Here is a 22,300-nt window from a genome sequence, read left to right on the forward strand (position 1 = left end):
GGGGGCCTACGGGGCCGGCGGGGCGTCCGGGCGTTCCATGTAATGGCACCCCACGGAGGTCTCGTTCGCCTTGGCCGCCTCGGCAACCAGGCGGGCCCCCGTGCAGGCCGATCGGAGTTCGTGGACGCCGCGCCGGGCACTGGGGTCCGTCCAGGCCTCCACGTCCGCCTCCAGGGCGTGCAGGGCGTCGAGGGCCCGTTGGAGGCCGTCGGGCGTACGGCGAAGGCCCACGTGCTCGTCCATGACCCGCTGGAGGCGCTCAACGGACGCGTCGAGGGCCGCGTCGGACGGCGGCGATCCGGCCGTCGTCGACAGGGAGACCTCCTGATCGGTTGGTGTCGACCCCGCGGCATCGGTCCCCGCCCGCAGCCCCCACACCAGGCCTTCCAGGAGCGACGTGGAGGCCAGTCGGTTCGCCCCGTGGACGCCCGTCCGGGCACACTCGCCCACGGCGTAGAGCCGACCGAGCGACGCCCGCCCATGGGTGTCTACATCGACGCCGCCACAGAGGAAGTGTTCGGCGGGCACCACGGGAATGCCGGTCGACGGGTCCACCCCGTGCTCCGCGCACATCGCCGCGAGGTCGGGAAAGGTCCCGGCAAAGTCGAACGACGACACGTCAAGCACGACGCGCCCGGTGCGTTCGTGCGCCTGCTCCACGGCGCGGGCCACCACGTCTCGGGGGGCCAGCTCGGCATCTTCGTGGACCGCGGGCATGAAGCGCTCCCCGTTCGCGTCGCGGAGGACCGCGCCCTCGCCCCGCACCGCCTCGCTCACCAGGAACGGATCGCCGTCCGCCACGCAGACGGTCGGGTGGAACTGCACGAACTCCATGTCGGCCGTCGCGGCCCCGGCGCGGTGCGCCATCGCGATGCCGTCCCCCGTCGCCCCCCCGGGGTTCGTAGAGCGGCTGTAGAGGGCCCCGATGCCGCCGGTGGCCAGGACGGTCGTCCCCGCGTGGAGGCGCTGCACCGCGTCCCCCGATTTGAGCAGGGCGCCGTGGACGTCGCCGTCCTGCTCCAGCAGGTCGATCGCGGCGGTGTCCCCCCGAATCTCCACGCGGTCGTGGGCGGCGAGGTAGCTGAGGAACGGCTCGTGGATGTGCCGCCCCGTCGACGCGTCGACGTGCAGGATGCGGTCTTCGGAGTGGGCGGCCTCGCGTCCATAGTGAAACGACGCGCCGTCGCCCCCGGTGTCGAAGTCCACCCCGAGCGTGTCGATGAGCACGTCCCGGACGGCGGCGTCGGCGTTCTGCACGAGCACGTCGAGGGCCTCGGGGTCGCTCGTGCCGCTGGAGGCCGTGTGGATGTCCTCCTTGAACTGGCGCGGCGCTGTGCGGGCCACCGCGATGCCCCCCTGGGCCCACCACGTGGAGGCGCCTTCGGGCTGTGTGGCCTTCGTGGCCAGGGTGACGGCGGCGCCCTCCCGGGCGGCCCCGAGCGCGGCGGACAGGCCCGCAATGCCGGAGCCCAGCACGAGAATGTCGGTCGTGGAATGCGTCATCGGGGAAGGGGCACTTGTGCTACCGGACAGGGACGCGCCGCAGCCCGCCGTTGCCAACCAGACAGCAACGGCCTGGGCACTGCTTCGGCTCGGTGGATTCATTTCTAAGTCCCAAAAGAGCGCCTGATCCGCACACGCAGGGACGGGACGCCGATGTTACCCACTCCCTACACGATCCACAGGGTCTTCTCCAAACCATCCAGTGCGGGTCACCGCGGAACTTCAGGATCTGATCAAGGCCGAGGAGGCAGACTTGGAGGGATACAAGCAGGCACTTCCGCGGAGGTTTCGCTCTCTCCGCCCTCCCGCACCGCGGTTGCCCGGTAGTAGTAGCGCGTCGCGGCGCCAACCGGGTCGTCCGTCAGTGTGGGCTGCCCAGTCGGGGTGTCCCCGTTTACCGGGGTCCCAAGAGCTATTGGCCACGGACGGGGATTACGGCAAAACACCCGTTCCGGCGTTTCTGCCGTGGACTGGGTCGAGATTTCCACATGCCGGACTGGCTGCGACGCGTGGGCCCACGCCGACGTTTTCAAGAGCAACGTTCCTTCATACCAGCCACACGGCTACTGACAAGAACCCCGCCCTCATGTCCAATCAGGAGTGGGATTCGCATCTACGAGGGCTCTTCGGGGGAGAGCGAAATGACGAACACATCCCGCTGCTCGTTGGCAATGCGGAGCGTGTGGGGATCGTCCCAGGTCACCGCCTCGGCCTGCTGTGTGCGCTCGGTGGACAGGCGGATCCGGCGTGGTTCCGACGAGAGCCACTGGTCATTCTCTTCCGGACGGGGGTAGAGCCACACCCCACCGGAGCAGAGGACCGCCAGGCGGTCGCCACTCGGGCTGAGGGCGGCGGCGGTAGGCGGGGGGATGGCATCGTGCCGGTCCACGAGCGTCAGCGTATTCACCCGGTGGGTCTGCTTCGTGTCCAGCCGGTACAGCTTGGTCCCGGGCTCGAGACCGCCGATCTGCTGCCCCTCTCGGTGCTTGGTGAGGACGTAGGGCGTGCCGTCGTCCACGAACAGGCCTTCCGCGTCGAAGTGCCACTGCTGCGCCGGGAAGGTCTCCTGGTCCGGATACCGGAGGGGCAGGTGCCTGACGGGTCGGGTCCGTCGGTCGTACTGGAAGGGCTCGCGGATGACGTAGATGCCCAGGTCGCGCCGGGCGTTGCCGTTGTTGCCGATGTCGCCGAGGTAGAGGGTGCGGTCCTCCACCGCGATGTCCTCGTAGTCGATGTGGGCGGCCGCCCCGATCTGGACGCCCGGCCACGGTGGATTGGCGCTGCTGTCGGCATCGCCCCCCGCCGCGTAGTCGCCGGCGTGCCAGGGGGCCACGTGCACCGCGCCGGTGCTGTCGATGGCGAAGAGGCGGGGGCGATCCCCGCTGTCGTTATGCACCCACCACACGTTCTCCTGCCACCGACTCCGCACGATGCCGCTGATCTCATCGATCGGAGAATGGGCCGCGCGGCCAGCGTGTGTCAGGGCGACACTGTCAGGGGCCTGGGCGTATCCCTTAAGAGGAAGTTCTCCGCCTAACAGAAAGAGCACGCAGATGAGAAGAGAAGCTCGACGAGATGTGGTCATTGCGATGGCCATTGACGAGAAGTGCTGTGATGCCATTCAAGCAGACGCTCCAAAAACACGAAACGGGCGGCCGCCTCGCGACGACCGCCCGATCCGTAGAGGATTCAATTTCTCACAGGACTTAGAAGTTGTAGCGGACGCCAAACTTCATCTGCCACTGCGAGCTGTAGGTCGAACCGGTCCGGATCTCGTCGAAGATCTCGTCCTGGTTGAGCGTGCGGATTTGATCGGCCACGCCGTCGCCGTTGGTGTCCACCGCATTGTCGATCACGCCCTGGGCCGTGTAGACCGGCGTCAGGTTCATGCCCGCGGGGTTCCCCTCCTCGGGGTTTTCGCCCGGGGGATTCTCAAACCCGTTGAAGGAGGTCAGATTCACCTGGTTGAGCCCGGCGTAGCGCTCGCCCCAGTCCGTGCCGAACACATCGCCCAGCAGACTGGAGAAGTTGAACACGTTCGCCGTCAGCTCCACGCTCTGCCGGCGTCCCAGCAGCTCCTGGAAGATTTCGAGGCGGAGGTTGAGGTCCACGACTCCTTCCCACGGCGACCGGTCGGCGTTGCGCGAGGTGTACTCGCCACGCTTCCGGCTCAGGTAGTCGTTCTGGCGGATAAACTGATCAAGCGCCGCGGCCTGTTGCTCGGCCGTGATGGTCGGTCCGGTCTCTTGATCAATGTCCGAGAACTCCAGACTGCTGGCCGTCCGCGGCACGTAGAACAGCGAATTCGCCTCGCCTCGCTCCTGGACCATGTTCTCGCTGCCGCCGATCACGTAGGAGAACGGCCGTCCGGACTGGCCATCGTAGATCAGCGTCGTCGTAAGGGCAAACCGGTCTCCCAGCTGCTGGCGGTAGGAGAACCGCCCCAGGACACGGTGACCGGGCGAGAAGTCCGACCGGGCCAGGTCGAGGCTGTTGGCGCCGTCGACGTGCTCCACACCGTCCCAGAGCGAGTTCACCTGGGAGGAGAGCCCGTCGTTTACGGAATAGGACTCCCCGTAGGTGTAGGACACGTCGGTCCGCAGGCCGCTGTTTTCCGTCACGATGCCCTCAAACGTTTTTCGGAGCCGGGCCGTGAGGTTGTAGGAGTATCCGCGGCTCGTATTCCCCACGCGGTGGATGTTTGAGTAGCGCGTGTCGATGCGCTGGTCGCCGGCCTGTGTGTACTCGCTGTTTCCCGGGCCGTACTCCTCCGGCACCCAGATGGGCCGGTTGTCGGGCCCGTTCAGCGTTTCGTTGGCCGGGCGCAGGTTCACGTTCGTGACCAGGACGTTTTTGAGGGTGTTGGAGTACTGCGCCTCAAACGTTCCCACGATGCCGCCCGGCAGTTCCTGATCCACTCCGATCGAGGTGCGCCAGAAGCGAGGGTTGAAGTAGTTCTCCTCAAACATTTCCAGGCGCCCGCTCGGGATGAGGTCCGTGGGGCTACGGTCCGAGACGTCGGCCACCGTCAGCCCGTTCTCGGGATTCGGCCGGAACGGCACGTCGTCCACGATGAAGTCCACGCTTCCGGTATTCGTGCCATTGTTGAGGTACATGCCGCCGGGCCAGACGAACGGCTGCCGGCTGGTAAAGACCCCGGTTCCGCCTCGAAGTTGCGTCTGGTCGTCCCCGAACACGTCGAAGTTGAAGCCGAAGCGCGGCGCCCAGTGGAGCACCGGATCCGGCGTGTCTCCCGGCCGGGCCCCGTTCATCGAGTAGTAATCCTTGATGGCGGGAATCGTCGTGTTGCGCGGGTTCAGCTGTGGGGAGGCGTCGTCCGGAACGGCCGGGTTGTCCTGGTTGGCGTACGCCGGATCGTCCAGGTACACCGGGATGTCGACCCGAAGGCCCCCCGTGATCGTCAGGCGCTCACTCGCCGTCCATTCGTCCTGCACGTACAGGCTGGTGTTGAGCGCGCGGAAGGCGCCCTCTGCGCTCGTGTTGTCGCCGACCACCTCTTCGAACTGGCCGGATCCCGGGGTATTATCTTGAAGCGAGAAGGCGCGGGCGAAGAGGCTCGTCGCGGGCTCGTTCGGGTACTGCCCGCAGTCGAAGAACGGATGTCCTTCGACCCCCTGCGCCCCACTTGAGGCACACAAGGTTTGGGCGAACTCGTCCATCGAGGTGCCGTTGTCCCCGGCCAGAAAGTCCGAGAACTGGTACCAGCCGTAGTTAAAGGGGACGAACCGGTTGGCCAGGTCGTAGAGCTCGTTGTGCGTCCCAACGGTGACGGTGTGATCCCCCAGGAAGAAGTTGAAGTCATTCGTGAGGGTGAAGACCTCCTGCTTGAGGAAGTTGACCGTCGAGAACGGCTCGCCGCCGAGCGAGATGTCTGCCCCGCCGTCGAAGATATCGATGGTCGGGAAGGGCTGACTGAGGTTCGTGTCCCGGTCGTCCTCTACGTTTTTGTAGCTGAGAATCAGCTTGTTGGCGTAGTCATTTCCGAACGTGCTGTTCAGCTCCAGCGCGCCGATGTGCGTCGTGTTCGGGAAGACCTCATTCCGGCTGGAGAAGGACAGTGCACTGTTGCCGCCCCCGAAGGCGTCCACGTTCTCGGAACTCGAGTAGCTGTAGCGCGCACTCAGGCGGTGATTCTGGCTGATGTTCCAGTCAATCTTCCCCAGGAACTTGTCGCTGTCGAGCGTGGTGGTCTGCCCCCGGAAACTGCCGGGGTCGTACCGGTTGCCGACCGTTCGTTCAAGAAAGGTCAAGAGGTCCTGCACGTCCTGCTCCGTCTGAATGGCCGTTCCCTGGAAGTCGCCGTCCGGTCCCAGCGTGCTCTGGAACGGCTGCGGGGAGGACTCTCGATTGATGTCGAAGTTGACGAAGAAGAAGAGCTCGTCCTCGACGATAGGGCCGCCGAAGCGTCCCACGTAGCGCTCATTGGTAAAGTCCGGAAACCCGCCGTCGGGGAGGTCCTCCGTGACGTTCTGGTCCCGATACTCGAAGGCCACCGACCCCTTGTACTGGTTCGTCCCGCTTCGCGTGATGGCGTTGATGGCCCCGCCGCCAAAATAGCTCTGCGTGACGTCGTAGGGGGAAATCTCAATGTTGAAGCTCTTGATCGCATCGGTGCTGATCGGCGAGGCGCCCGTCTGCCCGCCATCGGTGCCCTGCGCCGAAAGGCCGAAGACATCGTTGCTCACCGCCCCGTCAATGAAGATGGAATTGTACCGGTTGTTCTGGCCGGCAATCGAGATTGAGGAGCCGTCGTCGTCGCTGTTGCCGACGATGGCCTGGGGCACGAAGCGCGCGAAGTCCGCAATCTCACGGTCCATGGTCGGCGCGGTCTCCACCTCCTCCTCCGAGATGTTGGTGGAGAGGCCTTTGCGGCTCTCGTCGAACACGGCGCCCTGTTCTCCCACGACCGTCACTTCGTCCATCTGCTCGGTCTGCGGCTGGAGTTGGAAGCGAAACTCTCGCGTCTCCCCAAGGTCAAGCTGCACCTGGGTCTCGCGCCTGGACTGGTAGCCGACGAACGAGGCCGTGATGGTGTAGGGCCCCCCCACGCGCACATTGGCGAGGGTGAACTGCCCGTCCGCACCGGTCGATGTGCCGTAGCGCGATCCGCTCGGCTCGTGCACGGCCACGACATTGGCGCCCGGGAGTGGGGCCTCGTTCTCATCGAGGATCGTGCCACTGATTGTTGCCGAGGTGACGCCTTGACCGTGGGCGGCCGGCGGCCAGGCGAGAAGGCCCGCGAGCAAAAGCAGGGGTATGATTGTAGCCCAACGTTTCATGATGGACAAAGGAGTTGTTAAAGCGAAAGCGAATAGAAGGAGTGCCAGCGACAAAGTCCATGGCGGCCCGCTCCCCGCGCCGCCCGGTGTGCCTCATGGGCTGAGGCTTGAACATGAACCACTCAGACGATACGAACCATGCCCCGCTTTTGCCACCCATCTTTTTTAAGATATTGTGCCTCGCACGTCCTTAATGTCGGGATAATGGTTTCGTAATGGTCGATTACGTCTCGGATACAAGCTTTTCAAACTCCACGCCGGGCCGGAGGGGACGTGCCACGACATTGCAGCGTTCTCCAGCGTGTCGCCCTGACGCACTGGTGGAGGACCTACCAGTCGTGTCCCGAGGTGCGACCGGCTTCCACACTCAGGGCGACGGACGGCCTACGGTGCGCGATGCGCTCCAACGGTGCGCTACAGCGCCCCCGGCACCAGCAGCGTCGCCACGAGGCCCGAGAGGACCACGCCGTCAAACGTACCCGCCCCGCCGATGCTGGCCATCCCGGTGCCGATGTCGGCGATGTCGCCGAGGTGCAGCAGGTCGGCCCCGATGAGGGGCCCGAGCACGCCCGTCGCGAAGGCGACGGGCGGGGCCCACGCCGGGGCCAGCACCAGCCCCGAGAGCGCCGCCGCCCCCGCGGGGATGAGGGGCTGCATGGCGATGCCCTGCTGGGGCACCGGCGTGGCGAAGGAGTAGCAGAGCCCCACGTTGAGGACGAGCGCCGGCCCGAGGGCAAAAAGCGTGGAGGGCGCCTGCAGGGCGATGCGCGCAACCTGGTACCCAGCGAGGGCGGTGGGGACGGCGTTGGCCAGGAGGAACGGGAGCGCCAGCACCAGGCCGAACATCAGAAGCGAAAGGCACCCCGTCGGAGCCGTGCGCATGCGGATCGGGCAGTTTCATTCAACAATTCGACCAACAATTCGACCGGGCCGTGGGCGCTTCCTGGTCAGAGCGGGCGCACCTGCACGCTGTCGACCTCCACCTCCGACACTCGCTCCAGGGCGCCTTCTTCTAAAAGATCCGGGTACTGGGCCATCTGGTCCGCGGTCAGCGTGTCGGCGGTGTAGTTCTCGTAGTCTGCGACGCGGACGCCGGTGCGGCGGCGCATGTTGTACGCCGCCCGGAAGCGGGTGCCCGCCTCCTCGTCGGGGCCCTGCCCGTAGGCGTAGGCCAGGTAGTCCATCGCGTAGGTGTCGGTGCGAAACCAGTACACGAACACGTCCTCCCAGTCCGCCCCGCCGCCCTCTTGGCGGAAGGTCACCCGCACGCGGTGGTACGGCACGCCGCCGATCGTGTCGCGGCCGCTGTAGGACGGCTGCACGGCCGGGTCGTCGAGGGGCGCGGGCAGCAGGGTGAAATACGCCACCGAGTTGACGGTCGTCTCCACCGCACCCTGCCCGGACGACGAGAGCGTGACCGTGTCCCCCTCCACCACGCGGTAGGGCCCGTCGTTCGTGAGGCCCTCTACGACGGGGCGCCCCAGCGAGTCGGTGTGGGCGCGCCGGTAGTGAAACGTCCCGCCGTCCTGCCGGAGGCGGTACGCGTCGCCCCGGAAAGCGAACGTCACCAAGGCCCGGTCGAGCACCGGGGCCCCGTGGGCGGCCCGGGCGCTGTCGATCACGGCCTCGGCGGACGGCGACGGGGCCGGGGCCCCGCAGGCCCCGAGGAGAAGCACGAGGGCCGCGGCGGGCAAAAGAGCAAGATGGCGCATGCGAGACAGAGGGAGTGTGCGGTCGGAGGACAGTGCGCAGCATGTCTAATCGCCCATGGGGAGTGGAGTTGCGTCGGGAGGGTCGGGGGACGTACGGCCGTCTCCGTTCCGTCTCACGACGAACCGCGCACCGGGGCGGTGCGTAGGGAAGACCTTGCCGAGTTGAGTGCGGCCCCGAGACGCCTCCTGCATCACGTTCCTCCCCATGGCCCTACCGAACGCGCTGCCAGTCCGGGTGCTGAGCATCCTGGCCGGGGTGTGCATAAGCGGAATGGTTCTGGGCGCCTGCTCGGGTCCGGGGTCCACCGGCCGGTCGTCTGAGGGGGAGCCGGGCACCCGCATCTACCACGTGCAGCTTCGGCTTACGGAGGACAAGGGCCGGGCGACCGAGGCCCTCGGGCGGGCCGAACGGTGGTGGCGCGAGCGCCCCCCGGCGGACCGGCCCCCGCTCGTTCAGGGGACATCGTCCTCCGGGAGGCCCGTCACCATCACGTGGAAGGCGCCCCTCTACCGCGTGCGGCTCGGCCCGTTCGCCACCGAGACGCAGGCCGAGGCCGTGCTCGACGCCGCCCGCCCGGCGTTTCCGGACGCCTTCGTCGCCCCCGACCGGTCCGAGGCCGCCCCCCGGGAGCGCTGACAGGCCGCTCACACGCGCTCTTCCCGCTATCTTCCACCGCCGACCATGAACATCGCCCTCGTGCAGCACGCCCACTCATCGTCGCCCGCGGCCGCCGTCGATCGCGGCGCACGGGCGGTGCGGGCGGCCGCCGACGCCGGGGCCGACCTCGTCGTCTTCCCCGAGCTCTCGTTCACGCCCTTCTACCCGCGGGTGCCGGTGGCGGACCGGGACCGAAGCGCCCTCGACCTGGCCGAGCCGGTGCCGGGCCCCACGACGGAGGCCCTCGCCGAGGCCGCCGCCGAGCAAGGCGTGGTCGTGGTCTTCAACCTGATGGAGCGGGCCGGGGACCGCACGTTCGACACCTCGCCCGTACTCGACGCCGACGGCACGCTGCTCGGGCGGACGCGCATGATGCACATCACCGCGTACGAGCACTTCCACGAGCAGGGCTACTACGCCCCGGGCGACACCGGCGCGCCGGTCTACGACACGGCCGCCGGACGGATCGGCGTGGCCGTCTGCTACGATCGCCACTACCCCGAGTACCTGCGGGCGCTGGCCCTGCAGGAGGCCGACCTCGTGGTGGTGCCGCAGGCGGGCACCGTCGGGGAGTGGCCCGACGGGATGTACGAGGCCGAGCTTCGGACGGCTGCGCTCCAGCACGGGTTTTTTACGGCCCTCGCCAACCGAACGGGACCCGAGGGCGACATGCCGTTTGCGGGCCGCTCCTTTGTTACGGATCCTTTCGGTGAGGTGGTGGCGCAGGCGCCGGGGGCCGAAGAGACCATCCTGCACGCGTCACTCGATCTTTCCCGGACCGCCGACGCCCCCGCCCGCCGGCTGTTTCTGCGCCACCGCCGCCCGGACCAGTACGAACGGGGCGCCGTGGCCCTCGCGTCGGACCGGACGGACTGAATGCGTCGGCCGCGCCCGCACCGCCCTCCTGCTAAGCGAAGTACACGCCCAGGTACCGATTCCAGAGCATGAGGACGAGCATGACGACCCAGAGCAGGTGCCCCACCCCGGTCCCGATGGCCACCTTCTTCCGCGCCGCATCGGCCGCGTCGGCCCCGAGCGACGCGCCCCCGCCCCCCGTCACGAAGGCCTGGAGCGTATTCCAGCCCGGCCGGATGACGAAGAGCTGATCGGCCGCAAACAGCACGATCAGGGTGACGGACGTGTGGTAGAGCGGCCCGTAGGCGACGAAGTGCCCGCCCGCCACGAACGCGCCGAGCGAGAACACGAGGGTCAGCACCGCGAAGATGTTCATCTGCCACACGGTGGACGCCCCGTCGTTCGCGAGCGCGATTCCGGCCTTCCCGCCCTGGTCGAGCACCGTGCGGGCCCGCCCGGCAAGGCGGAGGCCCAGCCCGAACCACGCGGCGGCCGTGATAATGTGGAGCGTGACGAGAATGGAGAAGATCATGGAAGCGACGAAGGGTCAGTTTGAGTCGTGCTCGGTGCCCTCTCACGCGCGGTCCAAGGGAGAGTTTTGTCCCCCCTCTTCGTCGTCTCGAACCGGGCCCGAACGAGAAGGCCTAACTCAGGTTAGAACGGACCGCTGCGAGCATACACCAAAGCCTCCTCTCGCATGGACGCCAGCACCCTCGGCCGCGGACTGATGTACCTGGGCGGCGGGCTCGTCGTACTGGGCGGGCTCGTCGTGCTTCTCGGACAGGTTCTCGACCTGGGCAACCTTCCGGGCGACCTGGTTTATCGGGGCGACGGCGTCCGGGTCTACGTGCCGATTGCCACCATGGTGGTGCTGAGCGTCGTGCTCACGCTTCTCGTGAACCTGGCCCTCCGTCTCTTTCGGTAGGCCCCCAACGGATCTTCTCGGCACGACGGTGATTGCAGATTCACCCGTTGGGGCCAGGAGCCTTGTTCTCGACGAATCCCTCTCGGTCTTCCCTCCTCGGCTCGACCTGCGTCGTGCGGTTCCGGCCCCCCGAGCGCCCGCCGTTCTCGTTCTGGCCCGTCGCCCCTCCCGGCCTCGTGGGCTTCGGGTCGAGCCCGGCCCCCCACGGAGCCGATCTACGTGGGCACACTTCCCTCCCGTACGACGGCGAGCGCCCCAGAACGCTCGAGGAGACCGCCCACCACGACGGGGCGAATCGGTACGCGCCTCGCGCAAAATTGCCGTCGTGCGGTAGCGCCGCCGGTGCGCCCGGCACGTCCGTCCCAGACCTCCTTGCACCCTCCCTGGCGGCTTCCTTTCTTTCGAACGCCCCCACGCCCCGCCCAGGCCGCTGCCCCGACCGGCCTGCGGCGGCTCCTTCCTCGCATTCGCCTTCGATCTTATGTCTACGTCGCTCGACAACTCCATCCTGACCGTCATCCTCGGTGGCGGCAAGGGCACCCGCCTCTATCCCCTCACCAAGCTGCGCGCCAAGCCGGCCGTGCCCCTCGCCGGGCGCTACCGACTGATCGACGTGCCCGTCTCCACGAGCATCAACTCGGGCATCACCCGCATCTTTGTCCTGACCCAGTACAACTCGGCCAGCCTCAACCGCCACCTAGCCCGGGCTTACCAGTTCGACCGCTTCAGCAACGGCTTCGTGTCCATCCTGGCGGCCGAGCAGACCCCCTCGTCGAAGGACTGGTTCCAGGGCACCGCCGACGCGGTGCGCCGCAGCCTGCCCCACATCGAGGGCCACCGGCACCGCCACGTGCTCATCCTGTCGGGGGACCAGCTCTACTCGATGGACTACCGCAAGATGCTGGCCCACCACCGGGAGACCGACGCGGACGTCACGCTCGGCACCATTCCGGTGACGGCCGACGACGCCACCTCCTTCGGCATCCTGAAGACCGACGACGAGCACATCATCACCGAATTCCACGAAAAGCCCGACCGCGACGAGCTCAACGGCCTGGACAGCCCGGTCGGCCCCGCCCTCGACGACGAAGGCCGCGTCTACCACGCCTCGATGGGCATGTACATCTTCGACCGCGAGCCCCTGCACGAGCTGCTCGACGCCAACCCGAACGACCACGACTTCGGCAACCAGATCATCCCGAAGGCGATCGACAAGATGCGGGTGGCGAGCTACCCGTTCTCCGACTACTGGAGCGACATCGGCACCATCCGCTCCTTCTACGAGGCGAACTTGATGCTGGCGGAGCCGGAGCCGCCCTTCAGCCTCTACGACCCGAATCGCCCCCTCTACACCCGCGCCCGGATGCTGCCCCCGGCGAAGGTCCAAAACTCGACCGTCCAGGACTCGCTCATCACGGAGGGCAGCCTCGTCGAAAACAGCCAAATTTCCAAGTCCGTCGTCGGCATCCGCTCGTACGTCGGCCCCGACACCACCCTCAAGAACACGGTCATGATGGGGGCCGACCACTTTCGGTGGCACGACATGGAGGAGCGCGGCTTCGTGGAGGGCCCGGCCAACCCCGGCATCGGGGAGAACTCCTATGTCGAGGGCGCCATCATCGACAAGAACGTCTCCGTCGGCAAGCGGTGCATCATCAAAAACCGGGACAACGTGCAGGAGGCCGAGGAGGACCTCTACCACATCCGCGACGGGATCGTCGTCATTCCGAAGAATACGCGCATCCCGGACGACACCATTATCTGAGCACGGGTGCGTGGGGGGAGCGTGTGGCTGGGGGACGCCTTTCCTCCCCACGCTCCCATGCCCCCGCGCTCTCCCCCCCGCGTTCTTTCAAGCCTCCAGTGGCAATGAGCGCTCCCCTTCCCTCTCTGCGGACCGACCCCCCGACCCTATGAAAGTTGCGATCCTCACCAACGAGTACCCGCCTAACGTCTACGGCGGGGCCGGCGTGCACGTGGAGTACCTGACCCGCGAGCTGGCCACCCTGGACGGCGGCCAACACGAGATCGAGGTGCTCTGCTTCGGCACCCAGGACGAGACCCACGACAACCTGCGGGTGCGGGGCGTGGCGCCCGACTTCGAGCTGCCCCGCCAGGACGAGCGCCACGCCAAGTTTATGGACGCGATGGCGCGCGACCTGGTCATGGCCGGCTCCGTGGCCGACGCCGACATCATCCACGGCCACACCTGGTACTCGCACCTCGCCGGCTGCCTCGCCAAGCAACTGACCGGCGGCCGGCTGGTGCTCACCACCCACTCCCTGGAGCCGCACCGCCCCTGGAAGCGCGAGCAGCTCGGCCGCGGCTACGACGGCTCCTCGTGGGTGGAGCAGACCGCCTACGAGACCGCGGACGGCGTCGTGGCCGTCTCCGGCGCGATGAAGGAGGACGTGCAAGACCTCTACGACGTGGGCGACGCCGACACGCAGGTCATCCACAACGGCATCGACGTCGACCAGTACCGCCCGCGCCCCGACCGGTCGACGCTGGAAGAGTACGGGGTGGACCCCGACCGGCCGTTCGTGCTCTTCGTGGGCCGCATCACGCGGCAGAAGGGCATCCTGCACCTCGTGGAGGCGATCCACCACTTCGACGACGACGTCCAGGTCGTCCTCTGCGCGGGCGCCCCGGACACCGACAAGATCGGGGCGGAGATGGAACGACGGGTCGAGACGGCCCGGGCGGAGACAGACAACCGCATCGTGTGGCTCGCCGAGATGCTGCCGCGCGAGGACGTGATCACGATGTACACCCACGCCTCGGTCTTCGTCTGTCCCAGCGTGTACGAGCCGTTCGGCATCATCAACCTGGAGGCGATGGCCTGCGAGACGCCGGTCGTGGCCTCGCGCGTCGGCGGCATCCCCGAGATCGTGGTGCCCGACGAGACGGGCCTCCTCGTGGACGTGGACCCGACGGGCGGGGACGACGTGGAGCCCGCCGACCCCGACGCCTTCGCCCACGGCCTGGCCGACGGCGTGAACGCCCTCATGCGCGACCCGGAGCGGCGCGAACAGATGGGCACCGCGGCCCGGCGCCGCGTGGAGGCGCAATTCAGCTGGACCGCCATCGCGGAGCAGACGCTCGCCTTCTACAAGTCGTTGGTGGGCGACGGGCGCTCCTGACGGCCGCACGCCCCCGGCCCGTGTCGCGCCCCGGTCGGGGGGTGGCGGAGCGCCGTCCCCAGGTCCCGCCCCATGGTCGCCCCGTCGGTTCTATACGGCACCCCCTGTACAGGATTGCTTCCTTTTGCAACGCTCTGTACGCGAGTGGCTTGGGACGGATCGAGGTCTGTACAACCCGTCGACCGACGTATAATCGCAGTCCATGCGGACGCCTCCACTGCGCCCCGGTGCCCGCACAGCGGCGGCGACCAGCTCGCCGCCGTTATGCCTTGCGAGTAGAGTGACTTGAGTGAGGAGGGCAATCTCGTAGTTTTCACGTATGCTCATCTACCTGGATACCTGCTCCATTCAGCGTCCGTTCGACGACCAGTCGCAGCTCCGCATCGCAATGGAGTCGGAAGCGGTGCTGCGAGCGATTCAACTTGTCGAGCAAGGAGACCTGGATCTACTCGCTTCCGAGACGCTCCGGATTGAAACGGAGCAGAACCCTCATTCGAGGCGTCGCCGTTTCGCCTTCGGCGTCCTTGCGCACGCTACCCGCTTCGTGGAAACGGATTCACAGATCGAATCGCGAGCCCGTCAGTATGGAACTGCTGGCCTGCATCCCTTCGATGCGTTGCATCTGTCGTCTGCAGTCGAAGCGGAGGCCGACATGTTTTGCACGACGGACGATCAATTGCTCCGGCGTGGGAGCGAGGCCGAAACCGAACCCACGCGAGTGCTCACACCTATTGCTAGAAGAGATCGAGTCATGAATGCTGAGACTGAACCGCTCGACGATCTCAACGACGAAGCCCTCGAGCTCCTCATGACAGAGTTGGGAGTGGCAAGGACGGCGCGATTCCTCCAGCAGTTTACCACCGGATCGGGAAACTACACTGAGGAACGAAAGGAGCTGTTCAAGGACTGGACGCTTGAGGACGTGCTTGAAGAAACGAGGCGCCGTCGCGAGAACCGCAATGCATAGCGCTACGGCTGAAAGTAGGCCGGTGCCGTTTTCAGGCGAGGGCAGTCGGTGGGTTCTGCTTCGCCGGCCCGGAGCGATGAGGCCGGCGGATAGGAACGTCCAGGACCGATGCTGGCGTACCGGTGGGTATTTCATTAACCCTTTTCCCGAAGGGCTGGTCGGCCGGGCGGCCCTGGTCGGCGCAGCGAGGAGACCATTTGTTGCGCATTGGTGCGCGTGCGGACCTGCCCCCACTGCACGCCCCACACGCCCTTCCGTCCAGGGGTCAACATTGAATTGATCAGGCGGGCGCGGGCGGCACGGGATCGTCCCCCGCGTCCGCCCCCCCGGGCGGCGGGGCGCCATTCTCGGTCTCGGATCGAACCTCAGCCCAGGTGTCGTTGCCCGCGAGGAGCCGCTTCGCCTCGGCGAGGGACACGTCGAGCGTGTCCAGGATCCGGCGGAGGGCCTCCAGGCGCGAGTGGCCGTCCCGGCGCAGCCGGCGGAAGGTCGTCTCGATTTCTTCGTCGCCCGGCGGGGCCGGGCGGTCCGAATCCGTTGGCATGTGGGGGAGCAGGGGCTATTCGTTCGCGTCGAGGCGGCCGGCGTCCCGGAGGAGCGAGCGGAGGCGATCCAGCGGCAGGGCCGCCTGCGTGTGGCCGTCGCGCCCGGTCACGGTGGTGGCGGCCGTGAGCGCGTTGTAGACGGCCTCCTCCGTCGCCTCCACGGTGGCGAGGAAGAGCGGGCTCATCTGGTCGTTCGGGAGCAGCGAGTCGGGACGGGGGACGTCCTCGCCGGCGCGGCGGTTCTGCGTCGAGAAGGCCACGACGAAGTCGCCGGAGCCGTTGCTCGCGTAGCTGCCGGTGCGGGCCAGCCCCAGCATCGCACGCTTGGCCATCCGCTCCAGGGTGCGGGGCGAGACGGGGGCGTCGGTCGCCAGCACGATCATGCAGGACCCCGCGTCGTCGGGCCCTTGCGTCTCGCTGTCCCCCTCCCCCTCGACGACGGAGCGGAAGTCGTAGCGGCCCAGCCGCTCGCCCACCGGCACCCCGTCGATGCGGAGCACGCCGCCGTAGTTGGCCTGCACGAGGGCCCCGACGGTGTAGCCCCCGTACTCGTCGGGCAGCAGGCGCGAGCTGGTGCCGATGCCCCCTTCCACCCCAGGGCGCTGGTGCCCGTGCCCGCCCCCACGCTGCCCTCCGCCACCGGCCCGCCCGACGCCGACTCGATGGCCCCAATGACGTCTTCTCCCGTGACGTGCTGCCCGCGGATGTCGTTCAGGTAGCCGTCGTTCGTCTCCCCCACCACGGCGTTCACCGACCCCACGTCCTCGTGGCCGGGCCGGTCGAGGGTCCAGGCCACGGTGGCGTCCACGGCGGTGCCCACGTCGAGCGTGTTCGTGAGCACGATGGGCGTCTCGATCGTGCCCAGCTCCCGCACCTGCAGGAAGCCCGCGGCCTTCCCGAAGCCGTTGCCCACGTGCACCGCCGCCGGCACCTTCTCGCGGAAGAGGTCGCCCCCGTGCGGCCGGATCGCCGTCACGCCGGTGCGCACCGCGTCGCCCTCCCGAAGCGTGCGGTGGCCCACCTGCACGCCCGCCACGTCGGTGATGGCATTGAGGGGGCCCGGCTCGAAGAGGCCGGGCTCCACCCCGAGGGCACGGAGGCGCGTGGACTCAGACTGGGCCGCAGCGGTCATGGGGACGATGCAGAGCAGGAGCGAGAGAACGACGCAACGAATCGACATGGGGGGCCACCGTGCGGACTGGGGCAGAACAGACCGATGTGTCGTCGAAATCTTATCCCCGTGTTAGACTTCTGTGATAACTCCACGCCGGGGCCAAGGTAGACTTAAGGGACGACGGAGACAAGGACTCGCGCCTTTTCCACCCACCCCAGTCCGTTTCCATGGAACTGCCCCAGCCCTGCACCGCCGACGACCCGACGATTGAGGCCCTCAAGGCCGGCAACGAGCACGCGTTCCGGTGCCTGTTCGAGGAGGAGCGCGAACGGCTCCGCCGCTTCGTGGTCAAGCTGATCGAGGACGCCGACGAAGCGGAAAACATCGTCCAGGAGACCTTTGCCGAGGCCTACCGCCAGATCGAGGACTTTCGGGGTGAGGCGTCGGTATCGACCTGGCTGTTTTCCATCGCGAAGCACCTGGCGTACGGCCACCTCCGCACGAGCGACCGGCACAACTACCTCGAGCACGACACCATCGAGTTTCTGCAGGTCGACCGGGACGACTCCGTCAGCGGGACGCAGCAGGAGGTGGAGCGGTCCGAGCGCAAGCAGATCGTGCACGATGCCCTCCAGGAGCTGCCGGACCACTACCGGCGCGTGGTGCAGCTGCGGGACCTGGAGGAGAAGTCGACCGCGGAGGCGGCCGAGCAGCTCGACCTCACGGAGGTCAACGTGCGGGTTCGGCTCCACCGGGCCCGGAAGGCCCTCCGCGAACACCTCTGTGAACGGATGGGGTGTTAAATCGGGGGCGGAACGAATCCATGGGGGGCCTCCCGGGACCGCCTCTCCTCGCGCAGGACTACTCCGCCCCCGTCAGCTCGGAGAGCAGCTCCCTGGGCTCTACGACCATTTCCGGCACGCCACAGATGCAGAGGTGAGATGGGCCCGTGCCGTCAACGCCCCCCGGACGGGGGTTCTGTACGTGCCCGGTGCGGCCGTGTACGGACTGATCCGCTGATGTGCGGATGGGGGCGCCGGAAACAGCCCTGAGGCCTCGTCTCGTTGGGAGGGCGGCCCGGGGCCCTGCTCGCATCCACAATGGAGTCGGCCACTCTAGGCATTCGTCCCCGAGCGCTCGTGGGCCTCGGCAAACGCGTCGGCCTCGTCGGCGTCTCGGAAGAGGGTGATCCGCGGGTACCGCGGCTTGCCAATCCATGCGTGATGGGCGGACACCGCGTCCTCCACGAGCACGCGATCGGCCTCTGCGTCCTCGAACACCGCGGCGGACCCGTCCATCTCCGTGTCGGCGAGGGCGTCGCGGAGCGCCTCGACAGAGCGGTACCGCCCCACCTCGTCGCCGTCGTCGGGCTCCGCCACCTCGGTTCGGGCAGAGTGGGCCTGGATCGAAAGCCACTCCCCCGACGAGGCCCGGACCACCACGAACAGGCCCGGGGCGGGCTGGGCCTCGGTTGCGTCCGGGTCCGGTCCCGTAGGGGACCGGACGGTCTGCCCCGTCTCCGTTTCTGGGTCGTTGCCGCGGTGGGTACCAACGTCACTCAGGTCGTCGGGAAGGTCGGCCATGGGCACAGTAGAGGGGGCTTCATTTGTATTTCACGAAAGACAACATTATGATTACACCGTGGCCGCCCTGAAGGCAGAGCCCCACGGACCGTTTGGGAGTCCATCCGGTGGGACCATCGGGAGTTGGGGGAACGCCCACAACACAACGCATGGTCATGGCCCGCGTCGTCTGTCTTGTTTTCCTGATCGGGACGATCGGGGCCGGGATCGGGCCCCGGCTCGTGGACGCACAGGCGAAGCGTACGCTCTCGCCGGGGGCGCCGGGCGAGACGGTGATCAATCTATTCGAGACCCTCGATCCGAGTTCCTCGATCGACGGCGTTCGGCTGGACCTCCCAAAACGCTGGACGGTCCGGGATGCTCACCTTCTCCGATACGGGACGTCGCCCGTTCCGGTTCGCCTCCAGTCCGGCCCCGAACCGGGCGTCGTATTTCTGGCGCTCAATTCGTCCGTTCAGGGCCCGCACGAGTTGGTGGTGCAAGTGAAGCCGGGCGACCACACGGGCACATACCAGTGGCACCTCACCCCGTTTACGACGCCCTCCTCTGCCCACGTCCCGGCCCGGGACTCCTCGAACCGACGGATGCGCCGCACGGACCGTCTCACGCGGACCGTGGAGGTCAATCCGCCGTCTCGCCCCCGCGGCCCGAATCAGGCCCTCGCCCTGACCGACGCAGCGGCGCCGCCCCGCCTCCAGGTGCCGCCCGACCGGGCCCCGAGCCGGCGCCGCTCGTTTACCGTCGAGTTCTGGGTACGAACCCACAGCCTCGACCGGGTCATCCTCTCCTCGTGGACGGGCAACGAGGCGGCGCCCTACCCGCTTGAGGTTGTGACCGACTCGGGCGGGCGTCTCCGGTTCTATTGCGGGCGGGGCGGGCGCCACCAGGCCCTCCGCAGCACGAGCCCCGTCGCCGACGGCCAGTGGCACCACGCCGCCGTCGTCCACGACGCGACCGCGTCTGTGCTCCGCCTCCTGCTGGACGGGATGGTGGTCGACTCGGCCCGGGCCCGGGCCCTGCCCGCACAGTCGGGCGCCCTGCCCCTTGCCCTCGGGGGGCGCCGGCGGGCCGGCCCCGAACGGGCCCCCTCATCTTCCGACCAGCGCTTCGTCGGGCGGCTCGACGAGCTCCGGATCTGGCCGAGCGCCCGCTCCGCCTCCGCAATCCGCCGAACGCAAAGCCGTCCCTTTCCCCCCGCCGGCGACGCGGGGCCCTTTCGCCTTGGCTTCGAGGAGGACGCGCCGCAATCCGGCCTCGATGCGGCGGAGGGGGCCCGGCGGGTTCCCGCCCGCCTGTCGTTCCGGCCGCCCCTCCGGCGGCTGCGGGCGCGCACCGACGGGCAGTCCGTCACACTTCGGTGGAACGCGCAGGGGGTTGCCGACGGAACAAAAAGCGGGGCAACAAACGCCGGGGAGTTTGTCGTCGAGCGCTCCCCCGACGGCACGTCTTTTACGCCCGTCGACCGCGTCTCCCCGGCCGAGGCCGCGTCCCCCTCTTCCGGGGCGGCACAGGCGTTCACGTACACGGACGATGGGGTCTCGGGGCAGGTCGTCTTCTACCGGGTCCGATACGTGCCGTCCGCCCCGGGCGTGGAACGCAGCACGAGCACGATCAAGATCGGGCTGGGGGGCGAGCCGGCCCCTGAGCGCGCGGTGGACCTCGTCGGCAACTTCCCAAACCCCTTCGAAACGTCCACCACGGTTGCGTACCAGGTCGAGTCGCCTCGGCCCGTCACCCTCACGATCTGGAACCTATCCGGGAAGCGCATCGCCACCCTCGCAGACGGCGTGCACGAGCCCGGCTACTACGAGCAGACACTGACCGCGGACGGGCTGCCCAGCGGAACGTACTTCGCCCGCCTCGAAACGCCCGAGGGCATCCAGTCGGCCCGGATGGTGCTTCTGAAGTAGCGGGGCGGGCCGGCGCATGCTCCGCCCCGTCCGTGAAACAGGTCGGGTGGCGTCCCCCGTTCCACCGCGCAGCTTCGCTCCGACATCCTGATCACACGAGACGATACCGACCGTCATGGACCTCACGTACTTCGGGCACTCCACCTTCCAGATCGAGACGGAGGACGTCACGCTGCTCTTCGATCCGTTCTTCGAGGAAAACCCGCACACTGAGACCGATCCGGGGACGCTCGCCCCCGACGTGCTCCTGATTACGCACGCCCACTTCGACCACTTCTCCGACGTTGAGGCGGTGCTAGAGGCCAGCGCCCCCCTCGTCATCAGCAACTTCGAGATTACGCAGTACGTCCAGGAGGAGTACGGCCACGACGCGATTCAGCCGCTGAATGAGGGCGGCAGTGTGGAGTTCGACTGGGGCTACGTCGAGTCCACCCACGCGCGGCACAGCTCGTCCTTCCCGGACGGCTCCTACGGCGGGGTGCCCAACGGCTTCGTCCTGGAGCTGGGGGACGACGTGGTCTACAACACCGGCGACACCGCCCCCTTCGCCGAGATGAAGTGGGTGGGCGACCTGTGGGACGTGGACGTGATGCTGGCCCCGGTCGGCAACGTCTTCACGATGGGCATCTACGGCGCGCTCCACTCCACGGAAATGGTGGGGCCGGAGCTGGTCATTCCCCTCCACTACGACACCTTCCCGCCCCTCGAAACGGACCTCGACGCGTTTGCGGACGCCTTCGACGAGGCCGGATACGACACGCGCGTGTTCGGGGCCGGCGAGACGGCTGCGCTGTAGCGACCGCCTCGTGCATGCCTCCGCCCTCGGCCGTACGATGGACTGCGGGCCGCTTCCCTGCGGTCCGCGGTCGGCCGTCCGGTCGACGACGCCCCCTCTCATTCTGTTCTATACCGTCGCGTGACCACACTCGGCATTGTCTCGGACACCCACGGCTACTTCCATCCCAACCTGGCGGACGACCTGTCGGGCGTGGACCGCATTCTGCACGCCGGGGACGTGGGCGACCCCGCCATTCTGGATGGGCTGGAGGCGGTGGCCCCGGTCACGGCCGTCTGGGGCAACATCGACGACGCCTCCCTCCGCCGCCGGCTCGCCGAGCACGAACGGTTCACGGTGGCCGGGCTCGACGTGTGGATGACCCACATCGCCGGCCGGCCCGGGCGCTGGCAGGACGGAATGGGCACGAAGCTGGAGGCCACCCCACCCGACGTGCTGGTGTGCGGGCACAGCCACATCCTGCAGGTGGAGCGGGTGGCGGCCCTCGGCGACATGCTCTACGTCAATCCCGGTGCCGCGGGCAAACAAGGCTTCCACCAGACGAAGACGTGCCTCCGGCTGGCCGTGGCGGACGGCCGGGCCACGGAGGCGGCGGTGGTGCACCTCGACCCCGACGCGTCGCCGGCCCAGGCCCCAGACCCATGACGACGCGCGACCCGCGCCATCGAGGCCGTCGCTACGACGGGGCCGTCGGGCGACGCGCGTTCACCCGGTGGATCATCCGGGGCATTCGCGTGCTCGCCGTGCCCACCGCGGCGCTGAGCCTGCTGTTGGCCGTGGACATCGTCCTGCCCGGGACGGCGGAGACCGGCATTACGTACCGCCGGGCTCTCACCTCTCACTGGGTCGCTCCGGACGGAATGGAGCTCTCGGTGGGCTGGCCCGACCGCCCCAACTGCCTCGACGAGCGCCCCGAGACGGGCCGCCGCCTCCTCTTCACCACCCGCCCCGGCTGCGCGGGATCCGTGGCGGTGAGCCTCGACTTTGGGCGCCGGATTGCGGGCCACGACACCCTGCGGGTCGTCCGAACCCCGATGTTCGGCCGGGTCCGCGCGGTCCAGCGGCCGGCCGACGGACGGCAGGACCGGCGTCCGCTCTGGGGCCTCGGCGCGTACGTGGTGGTCGGCCTCGTGCCCCTCCTGAGCTTCGGCCGCGGGTTCGGGGTGCTCGGGGGGCCCCGCGAGGCCCCTCGCTACCACTTCGCCTACCTCCTCCCGGCCCTCGCCGCCGAGGCACTCTACGCGTGGCTTCTTGTGCAGGCGGTTGGCGGCTCGGCCCTGCCCTGACGC

19 protein-coding genes and 1 pseudogene are annotated in these 22,300 nt (G+C 68.0%); 11 read left to right on the forward strand and 9 right to left on the reverse strand.

Annotated features, from left to right (window positions below):
* Positions 1-6 precede the first annotated feature (6 nt).
* The 5 genes from OJA40_RS02950 to OJA40_RS02970 form a co-directional block, all read right to left on the reverse strand.
* Positions 7-1,503 (reverse strand): L-aspartate oxidase, encoded by a 1,497-nt coding sequence (locus OJA40_RS02950; RefSeq protein WP_208426596.1) that lies wholly within the window; start codon positions 1,501-1,503, stop codon positions 7-9.
* Between the two features lie 613 nt (positions 1,504-2,116).
* Positions 2,117-2,899, reverse strand: coding sequence for a hypothetical protein (locus OJA40_RS02955; RefSeq protein WP_263809912.1), 783 nt, complete (start codon positions 2,897-2,899; stop codon positions 2,117-2,119).
* Positions 2,900-3,209: 310 nt separating this feature from the next.
* Positions 3,210-6,770: a TonB-dependent receptor gene (locus OJA40_RS02960; RefSeq protein ID WP_263809913.1), complete on the reverse strand. Its 3,561-nt coding sequence runs from the start codon at positions 6,768-6,770 to the stop codon at positions 3,210-3,212.
* A gap of 447 nt (positions 6,771-7,217) precedes the next feature.
* Positions 7,218-7,685, reverse strand: coding sequence for a DUF1614 domain-containing protein (locus OJA40_RS02965; protein WP_263809914.1), 468 nt, complete (start codon positions 7,683-7,685; stop codon positions 7,218-7,220).
* Positions 7,686-7,750: 65 nt separating this feature from the next.
* Positions 7,751-8,515, reverse strand: a complete 765-nt coding sequence (locus OJA40_RS02970) for a DUF6503 family protein (RefSeq protein WP_263809915.1) — start codon at positions 8,513-8,515, stop codon at positions 7,751-7,753.
* 205 nt (positions 8,516-8,720) lie between these two features.
* Between OJA40_RS02970 and OJA40_RS02975 the strand changes: the two genes are divergently transcribed.
* Both OJA40_RS02975 and OJA40_RS02980 read left to right on the forward strand, forming a co-directional pair.
* A complete protein-coding gene (locus OJA40_RS02975) occupies positions 8,721-9,152 on the forward strand; it encodes an SPOR domain-containing protein (protein ID WP_263809916.1) in 432 nt (143 codons plus the stop codon).
* Between the two features lie 45 nt (positions 9,153-9,197).
* Positions 9,198-10,049, forward strand: coding sequence for a carbon-nitrogen hydrolase family protein (locus OJA40_RS02980; RefSeq protein WP_263809917.1), 852 nt, complete (start codon positions 9,198-9,200; stop codon positions 10,047-10,049).
* A 31-nt stretch (positions 10,050-10,080) separates the two neighbouring features.
* Here the strand turns inward: OJA40_RS02980 and OJA40_RS02985 are convergent, their stop codons facing one another.
* A complete protein-coding gene (locus OJA40_RS02985) occupies positions 10,081-10,560 on the reverse strand; it encodes a hypothetical protein (RefSeq protein WP_263809918.1) in 480 nt (159 codons plus the stop codon).
* A gap of 165 nt (positions 10,561-10,725) precedes the next feature.
* Here OJA40_RS02985 and OJA40_RS02990 point away from each other — a divergent pair, with 165 nt between their 5' ends.
* From OJA40_RS02990 to OJA40_RS03005, 4 genes are all read left to right on the forward strand, one after another.
* A complete protein-coding gene (locus tag OJA40_RS02990) occupies positions 10,726-10,953 on the forward strand; it encodes a DUF2905 family protein (RefSeq protein WP_208426589.1) in 228 nt (75 codons plus the stop codon).
* Between the two features lie 481 nt (positions 10,954-11,434).
* Complete coding sequence (locus OJA40_RS02995; protein ID WP_208426588.1) at positions 11,435-12,718, forward strand: glucose-1-phosphate adenylyltransferase; 1,284 nt, start codon at positions 11,435-11,437, stop codon at positions 12,716-12,718.
* A gap of 148 nt (positions 12,719-12,866) precedes the next feature.
* Positions 12,867-14,096, forward strand: coding sequence for a glycogen synthase (gene glgA, locus OJA40_RS03000; RefSeq protein ID WP_263809520.1), 1,230 nt, complete (start codon positions 12,867-12,869; stop codon positions 14,094-14,096).
* Between the two features lie 319 nt (positions 14,097-14,415).
* The gene (locus OJA40_RS03005) at positions 14,416-15,063 is read left to right on the forward strand and encodes a PIN domain-containing protein (RefSeq protein WP_208427666.1); all 648 of its coding nucleotides are present in this window, start codon (positions 14,416-14,418) and stop codon (positions 15,061-15,063) included.
* A gap of 280 nt (positions 15,064-15,343) precedes the next feature.
* Here the strand turns inward: OJA40_RS03005 and OJA40_RS03010 are convergent, their stop codons facing one another.
* On the reverse strand, positions 15,344-15,607 hold the full coding sequence (locus tag OJA40_RS03010) for a hypothetical protein (protein ID WP_208427667.1): 264 nt from the start codon (positions 15,605-15,607) through the stop codon (positions 15,344-15,346).
* Between the two features lie 15 nt (positions 15,608-15,622).
* Positions 15,623-16,788: pseudogene (locus OJA40_RS15555) on the reverse strand (DmpA family aminopeptidase).
* Between the two features lie 161 nt (positions 16,789-16,949).
* On the opposite strand from OJA40_RS15555, the gene OJA40_RS03025 reads away from it, so the two are divergent.
* A complete protein-coding gene (locus tag OJA40_RS03025) occupies positions 16,950-17,525 on the forward strand; it encodes an RNA polymerase sigma factor (protein WP_208427283.1) in 576 nt (191 codons plus the stop codon).
* A 312-nt stretch (positions 17,526-17,837) separates the two neighbouring features.
* Here OJA40_RS03025 and OJA40_RS03030 read toward each other — a convergent pair whose 3' ends face one another.
* Complete coding sequence (locus OJA40_RS03030; RefSeq protein ID WP_263793004.1) at positions 17,838-18,305, reverse strand: hypothetical protein; 468 nt, start codon at positions 18,303-18,305, stop codon at positions 17,838-17,840.
* Between the two features lie 155 nt (positions 18,306-18,460).
* On the opposite strand from OJA40_RS03030, the gene OJA40_RS03035 reads away from it, so the two are divergent.
* The 4 genes from OJA40_RS03035 (at position 18,461) to OJA40_RS03050 (ending at position 22,297) form a co-directional block, all read left to right on the forward strand.
* On the forward strand, positions 18,461-20,215 hold the full coding sequence (locus OJA40_RS03035; protein WP_208427285.1) for a LamG-like jellyroll fold domain-containing protein: 1,755 nt from the start codon (positions 18,461-18,463) through the stop codon (positions 20,213-20,215).
* A 115-nt stretch (positions 20,216-20,330) separates the two neighbouring features.
* The gene (locus tag OJA40_RS03040) at positions 20,331-21,011 is read left to right on the forward strand and encodes a metal-dependent hydrolase (RefSeq protein WP_208427286.1); all 681 of its coding nucleotides are present in this window, start codon (positions 20,331-20,333) and stop codon (positions 21,009-21,011) included.
* Positions 21,012-21,131: 120 nt separating this feature from the next.
* Entirely contained in the window at positions 21,132-21,656 is a 525-nt protein-coding gene (locus OJA40_RS03045) for a YfcE family phosphodiesterase (RefSeq protein ID WP_208427287.1), read from the forward strand.
* Positions 21,653-22,297, forward strand: coding sequence for a hypothetical protein (locus tag OJA40_RS03050; RefSeq protein WP_208427288.1), 645 nt, complete (start codon positions 21,653-21,655; stop codon positions 22,295-22,297). The genes OJA40_RS03045 and OJA40_RS03050 overlap by 4 nt, the downstream gene beginning before the upstream one ends.
* Positions 22,298-22,300 lie beyond the last annotated feature (3 nt).

The sequence above is a fragment of the Salinibacter pepae genome, from assembly GCF_947077775.1.
Lineage (GTDB): Bacteria > Bacteroidota > Rhodothermia > Rhodothermales > Salinibacteraceae > Salinibacter > Salinibacter pepae.

Coding starts and splice junctions, on each gene's coding strand:
- OJA40_RS02950 (WP_208426596.1), bottom strand. CDS start 1,503: ATGACGCATTCCACGACCGACATTCTCGTGCTGGGCTCCGGCATTGCG.
- OJA40_RS02965 (WP_263809914.1), bottom strand. CDS start 7,685: ATGCGCACGGCTCCGACGGGGTGCCTTTCGCTTCTGATGTTCGGCCTG.
- OJA40_RS02970 (WP_263809915.1), bottom strand. CDS start 8,515: ATGCGCCATCTTGCTCTTTTGCCCGCCGCGGCCCTCGTGCTTCTCCTC.
- OJA40_RS02975 (WP_263809916.1), top strand. CDS start 8,721: ATGGCCCTACCGAACGCGCTGCCAGTCCGGGTGCTGAGCATCCTGGCC.
- OJA40_RS02980 (WP_263809917.1), top strand. CDS start 9,198: ATGAACATCGCCCTCGTGCAGCACGCCCACTCATCGTCGCCCGCGGCC.
- OJA40_RS02985 (WP_263809918.1), bottom strand. CDS start 10,560: ATGATCTTCTCCATTCTCGTCACGCTCCACATTATCACGGCCGCCGCG.
- OJA40_RS02990 (WP_208426589.1), top strand. CDS start 10,726: ATGGACGCCAGCACCCTCGGCCGCGGACTGATGTACCTGGGCGGCGGG.
- OJA40_RS02995 (WP_208426588.1), top strand. CDS start 11,435: ATGTCTACGTCGCTCGACAACTCCATCCTGACCGTCATCCTCGGTGGC.
- glgA (WP_263809520.1), top strand. CDS start 12,867: ATGAAAGTTGCGATCCTCACCAACGAGTACCCGCCTAACGTCTACGGC.
- OJA40_RS03005 (WP_208427666.1), top strand. CDS start 14,416: ATGCTCATCTACCTGGATACCTGCTCCATTCAGCGTCCGTTCGACGAC.
- OJA40_RS03010 (WP_208427667.1), bottom strand. CDS start 15,607: ATGCCAACGGATTCGGACCGCCCGGCCCCGCCGGGCGACGAAGAAATC.
- OJA40_RS03025 (WP_208427283.1), top strand. CDS start 16,950: ATGGAACTGCCCCAGCCCTGCACCGCCGACGACCCGACGATTGAGGCC.
- OJA40_RS03030 (WP_263793004.1), bottom strand. CDS start 18,305: ATGGCCGACCTTCCCGACGACCTGAGTGACGTTGGTACCCACCGCGGC.
- OJA40_RS03035 (WP_208427285.1), top strand. CDS start 18,461: ATGGCCCGCGTCGTCTGTCTTGTTTTCCTGATCGGGACGATCGGGGCC.
- OJA40_RS03040 (WP_208427286.1), top strand. CDS start 20,331: ATGGACCTCACGTACTTCGGGCACTCCACCTTCCAGATCGAGACGGAG.
- OJA40_RS03050 (WP_208427288.1), top strand. CDS start 21,653: ATGACGACGCGCGACCCGCGCCATCGAGGCCGTCGCTACGACGGGGCC.